The organism is Sodalis-like endosymbiont of Proechinophthirus fluctus, from assembly GCF_001602625.1.
In the GTDB taxonomy this organism is placed as follows: Bacteria; Pseudomonadota; Gammaproteobacteria; order Enterobacterales; family Enterobacteriaceae.
Genome location: NZ_LECR01000040.1, coordinates 86,253 through 90,636, shown reverse-complemented (window position 1 = coordinate 90,636; position 4,384 = coordinate 86,253). Strand labels below are relative to the sequence as shown.

General features: G+C 48.2%; 2 protein-coding genes and 3 pseudogenes. All 5 read left to right on the top strand.

Going from position 1 to position 4,384, the window contains the following annotated elements:
- Window positions 1–1,061 (top strand): annotated as a pseudogene (locus BG74_RS16740) (MFS transporter); the annotation flags it as partial.
- A 520-nt stretch (window positions 1,062–1,581) separates the two neighbouring features.
- Window positions 1,582–1,944 (top strand): annotated as a pseudogene (locus BG74_RS16735) (ArsB/NhaD family transporter).
- A gap of 442 nt (window positions 1,945–2,386) precedes the next feature.
- Window positions 2,387–2,581, top strand: coding sequence for a hypothetical protein (locus tag BG74_RS04735; RefSeq protein WP_066596972.1), 195 nt, complete (start codon window positions 2,387–2,389; stop codon window positions 2,579–2,581).
- A 552-nt stretch (window positions 2,582–3,133) separates the two neighbouring features.
- Window positions 3,134–3,295, top strand: coding sequence for a hypothetical protein (locus BG74_RS13105; protein ID WP_187202623.1), 162 nt, complete (start codon window positions 3,134–3,136; stop codon window positions 3,293–3,295).
- A gap of 300 nt (window positions 3,296–3,595) precedes the next feature.
- Window positions 3,596–4,286, top strand: a pseudogene (locus BG74_RS04730) (GntR family transcriptional regulator).
- Window positions 4,287–4,384: the final 98 nt, after the last annotated feature.

The following is a 4,384-nucleotide window of genomic DNA, read 5'->3' as shown; positions in this document are numbered from 1 at the left end:
ACGCAAGCTTCACCCTGATGTTGATATTGCTGCTGTTGGCCAAACTGGCGCAGGGGTTCTCAGTCGATGGCGAGCATTCCAGCGCGGCAGTTTTAGTGGCCGAATGTTCCCTGGACAGAAAGCGGGTTTCATGAGCAGCTGACTGGATTTCGGATCCATCGCCGGTTTTGTGTTGGGTGCCGGCATCGTGGTGCTCATTTCGAGTATAGTCAGTGAGAAAATTTCCTCAACTGGGATTGGTGGATACCCTTTTTCTGGCGCTGCCAGGCATCATCGACTTTTATTTGCACAATGGACTGGAGGAAACACCGACGTTCCAGCAGTATATGGATAAAATAGAGTCCGCCGACTTTGAAACGATGATAGAGCGGCCGCGTACGTGAGATTACGTCCAAACACTGGAAGAGGGATTGCTGACTTGCATGGACCCAATGACATTTATTACATGTCACTGACCTATATGCCCAGCTATCTGTCCCACAATTTACATTATTTGAAAGATTACGCCGTGCTGATTATTATTGCTATCATAGTCTGCATGCTGTTTGTTCAGCTGTTGGTTGGGGCTGTGGAGCGATAAAGTGGGTCGTAAACCATTTGTTATCAGCGGCAGCATCGGCTTGTTCATCCCAGAGATCCCGTGTTTCTCACTGATAAACAGCAAAGTGCTGGGTTTATTTTTCTCGGCCTTACTGTTGCTGGCAATTGCTACTTAACATCTTTATCGGCATCATGGCCTCAACTCTCCTGGCTATGTTTCCCATTCAAATACGCTATAGCGCTATGAATATTTCCTTCAACATCTCGGTATTGATTGCCAGTCTGATGCCAACCTTGGTCGCCTGGCTGGTGGAAAGCACCGGCAATCTTTACATGCTGGATTATTATCTGACGGTGATTGCGGCGATAGGGCTAATAGGGCTGGCAACGGGTATATTCATGCGGTAGACTTCCGACCGGCCTCTGAAAGGCGCCAAACCTTCTGCTACCGACCTGGCGGAAGCCAAGGAGATTCTACAGAACGTTATGACAATATTGAGCAGCAACTTGATGATATTGATACTATAAATTCTAGCGCTGCAGAAAAAATGACAAACGCTTATCGATCAAGTATCCCCATGCAAACTAATAATTGCCTACAAAAGGCTACGATCCCGAGTAGGACTCTACCGGCGGCATGGTGTATCGCCGATATATCCAGTTTGCCGCTGGTGATAACCAATCTTGTCAATATTGTTTCCACCGATTTTTTTCGCTTCCTTTCAATCACTATTCGGCGGTAATAGTGCCGGTAAATGGCTTTGCCGATATCGCCACCTTGGGAATGTTGTTATTAGTTTTCTGCTAGCGTGGCTGAAATCGCTGGCTGAAGTCGTTTGCTACCGGCGCATATTCATGACCGGCTGGAGCGTACTCGCGTTGTTGCTGGTGTTTTTTTTCGTGCTCGCGCCACTTTGGCGTGCCGGTCATTCATTCTGGTCTGCGCCGTGGCGGCGTTAATCCTGTATGGCGTGGTCGGGTCATAGATACCGCCTGCGTTATGCGTAATGCACCCTAGCAGGTTATCATTTTTTCCTCGGTATGTATTATCTGGCGGTCTACGGACTGCGCAACGCCAGATTGACTGATCTTAGCGCTATGAATGAGTTGGCCGCGAGAGGGTTGTGGATCGCTATCCTGGGCATGGGATTGCTTACCGTTCTGCTGTCGTCGGTCATGAACAATCTAACTTCGGTTCTCATTGGCCCGCTGTCCATTAATGCCAGCAATACCACCAGCATGGTACGCTAGGGAATGATTTATGCTAATGTCATTGGCTCTGATTTAGAGCCGAAAATTACTCCGATCGGTAACCCCCTTGCCCTGCTACTTTGCTATGACTGTACGTTCTGGCGAAAAAATATTGCCATCAGCTGGGGATATTATTTCAGGATATGGATATAATAATATTATTGGTGCTGCTGGTAACGTTGGCGGCCTTGGTGCTACGGCTGATGTGGGCCCAATAAATAGGTGCGCATGGTGGTGGTCGTCAATCCCTTTCCCAATTATCGTCAAAGGACACCTGGAGCAGTAATGTACCTATAAATAAAATGTGATGCAGATAGTCTTGTTTAATAACACTACCTGTATGTTAATGCTATCACGCCTATCACTCCTTTTCTGGAACGCGTTATGCCTGTCGGACAACATCATTCGCAGGCGCGACTTTATGCAATAACAGCAGCAGCGGGAAAGTCGGGATATCCTATACAGTCCCGCTTTTTTGCGCTTTTATCATCGCGGCGGCAATGCCTATCGCTAATAAAAACGCCAGACAAGAAATATTATTTTAGACCGCAATAATAATCAGAGCGTCATTGACGCCAATCACTCTGGCAGTGTGGTGGCGATCACGGCGCAGGCAGAAAATGTGCAAAGTGGCTTGCGCCAGCTATCGCTGAAAGCGCATCCGATTTCCTGGTGGATGCTGGTCATTAAACACGCTCGCGATTTTAATGAATTCAATCGCGTCATATCACCGACGCTGCTGACGACGATAATGAAAGAATTTAATTTAACGGAAGTACAGGTCGACTGACTCAGTTCGCTAAGCTTTTTAAGCGCGCTGTTCGGCGCGGTGATTTTCGGTATTTTTCCAACTATATCGGCACGGGCTACAAGCGTTGCTATAGCTGGAACATCGCTGTATCGGTGGAAGTCATCGCCGGCGTGGCTACTGCTTTTTGCAAAACACTGGGGTATTCCAGGCGCTGTGCGTGGCGATGGGAGTGGGAACCGGCGACTATGGTTCGGAAACTATCAATATAACATTACTGGGCGAGTAGTGGAAAAAATAAAACCGTAGGATCGCCGTCTAGGTACATCATGCCGGTTTACCGCTGGAGTAATTTATCAGTCCGGCGCTCATCGCTGCTATTCTTGTTTTTGTCACCTGGCGGTGGCAGGCATTTTTATTCATTCCGTTAATCTGGCTGAGTATCTTGGTGATTCAATTCCTTATTGGCACCTGTAAGACCATGAGTAAAGTATTCACCTGGATCCATGAAAATAACCTGACGGTGCCAGTTGAAGAGCCGGCCGCGCTCCCAGCCGGCAAGAAAAAGCCTTTCAGGCAGACTCGTTTTCCTGCTTGAAAAACCGCAACTGTCTGTTGGAGATAGAGCTGATTTTCGGTTTTACCTGGACTGAGATAGGTATTACCAACTTCTTGACACTGCAATTAACGTGTGAAGTCGGGCTGCCACCGGGCACGGCGGCGACTATCTCCGGCGCTCCAGGAATTACCGGATGAAATAGGAAAAATTTTTTGGGTGGTTATTCCGATATGCGGGGTCACAATATTTCACTGGGTATCATTATCGCTGTCTGGATGATTGCCGCAGTGCTGTGTACGTTGATTCCACTACACTACCCTTGGTTGTGGTATCCAGATTTTCTTGGGTTATCTATAAACTCCCATACCCAGTGGCCTATGTTTTGCTCATTGATTCGGCGCCGTAGGCCAGCCCTCCCACTTTAGACTTACCGTCTAAAAAAAGCCCCTCTTTTGGCTTGCTACTGAAAAAAACGGATCGTATCGAATTGTCGATTTCTGATTCCTTCCATCACCGCCGATGAACCCGTTAATCAGCGGATTTATCGTTTTCTGCATCATGATATCGTCATCTTCGCTATCCATCAGGGTTCACTGCTGTCGGAAAGAGATTGCGCTGCGGTTTACTGTTTCCCACCAGCTGGTGAGGGAAGAGTTTATCAAACTGACTAAAGCCGGCCTGGTGCAGGTGCTGCCGAAACGCGGTACCTTTTGTACGCAAAATTTTTGCCCGACGGGGTCGCTGAACGGCCTCTTCATCTGTGAGGATGTGGAAACGGCAGCGGTGCGTCGTGCAGTCCTGCAAATGACGCATTTTTCATTAATGCAATTGGAGTATAACTTACAGCAGCAGTCCTTAGCGGCAGCCTATCATGACAGTTATGAGTTTTTGCGGCTGGACGATGAATTTCATCTCCTGATCGCACAAAGTATCGACTGTGAGTGAGCTGGCCTGGGAAACAGTGGAAAACATCAAGACCACCCTGGATAGGGTGCGTTATCTGACCTTAAGCGAAGTGTCGGCGCCGGGAAATCCTGATATGCTAGGATCAAGAGATTTTCGATGTGCTGAAGCGCCGTGACGCTGATGCGGTGGAAGATACGCTGCGCGGCTATTTATTTGCAGCTGATGATCTTCTCCATCACTCCCATTACCCAGCGCAACAGCCAATGGTTTGAAGAAGAATAACCGGCTTTTGGCTAACGCCTCTCACTCCACTTTGACTCACTTGGCGGATAGCCGTCTATAGCGCCTCGACGACGAACAGCAAAGCGATAGCGCCAGTT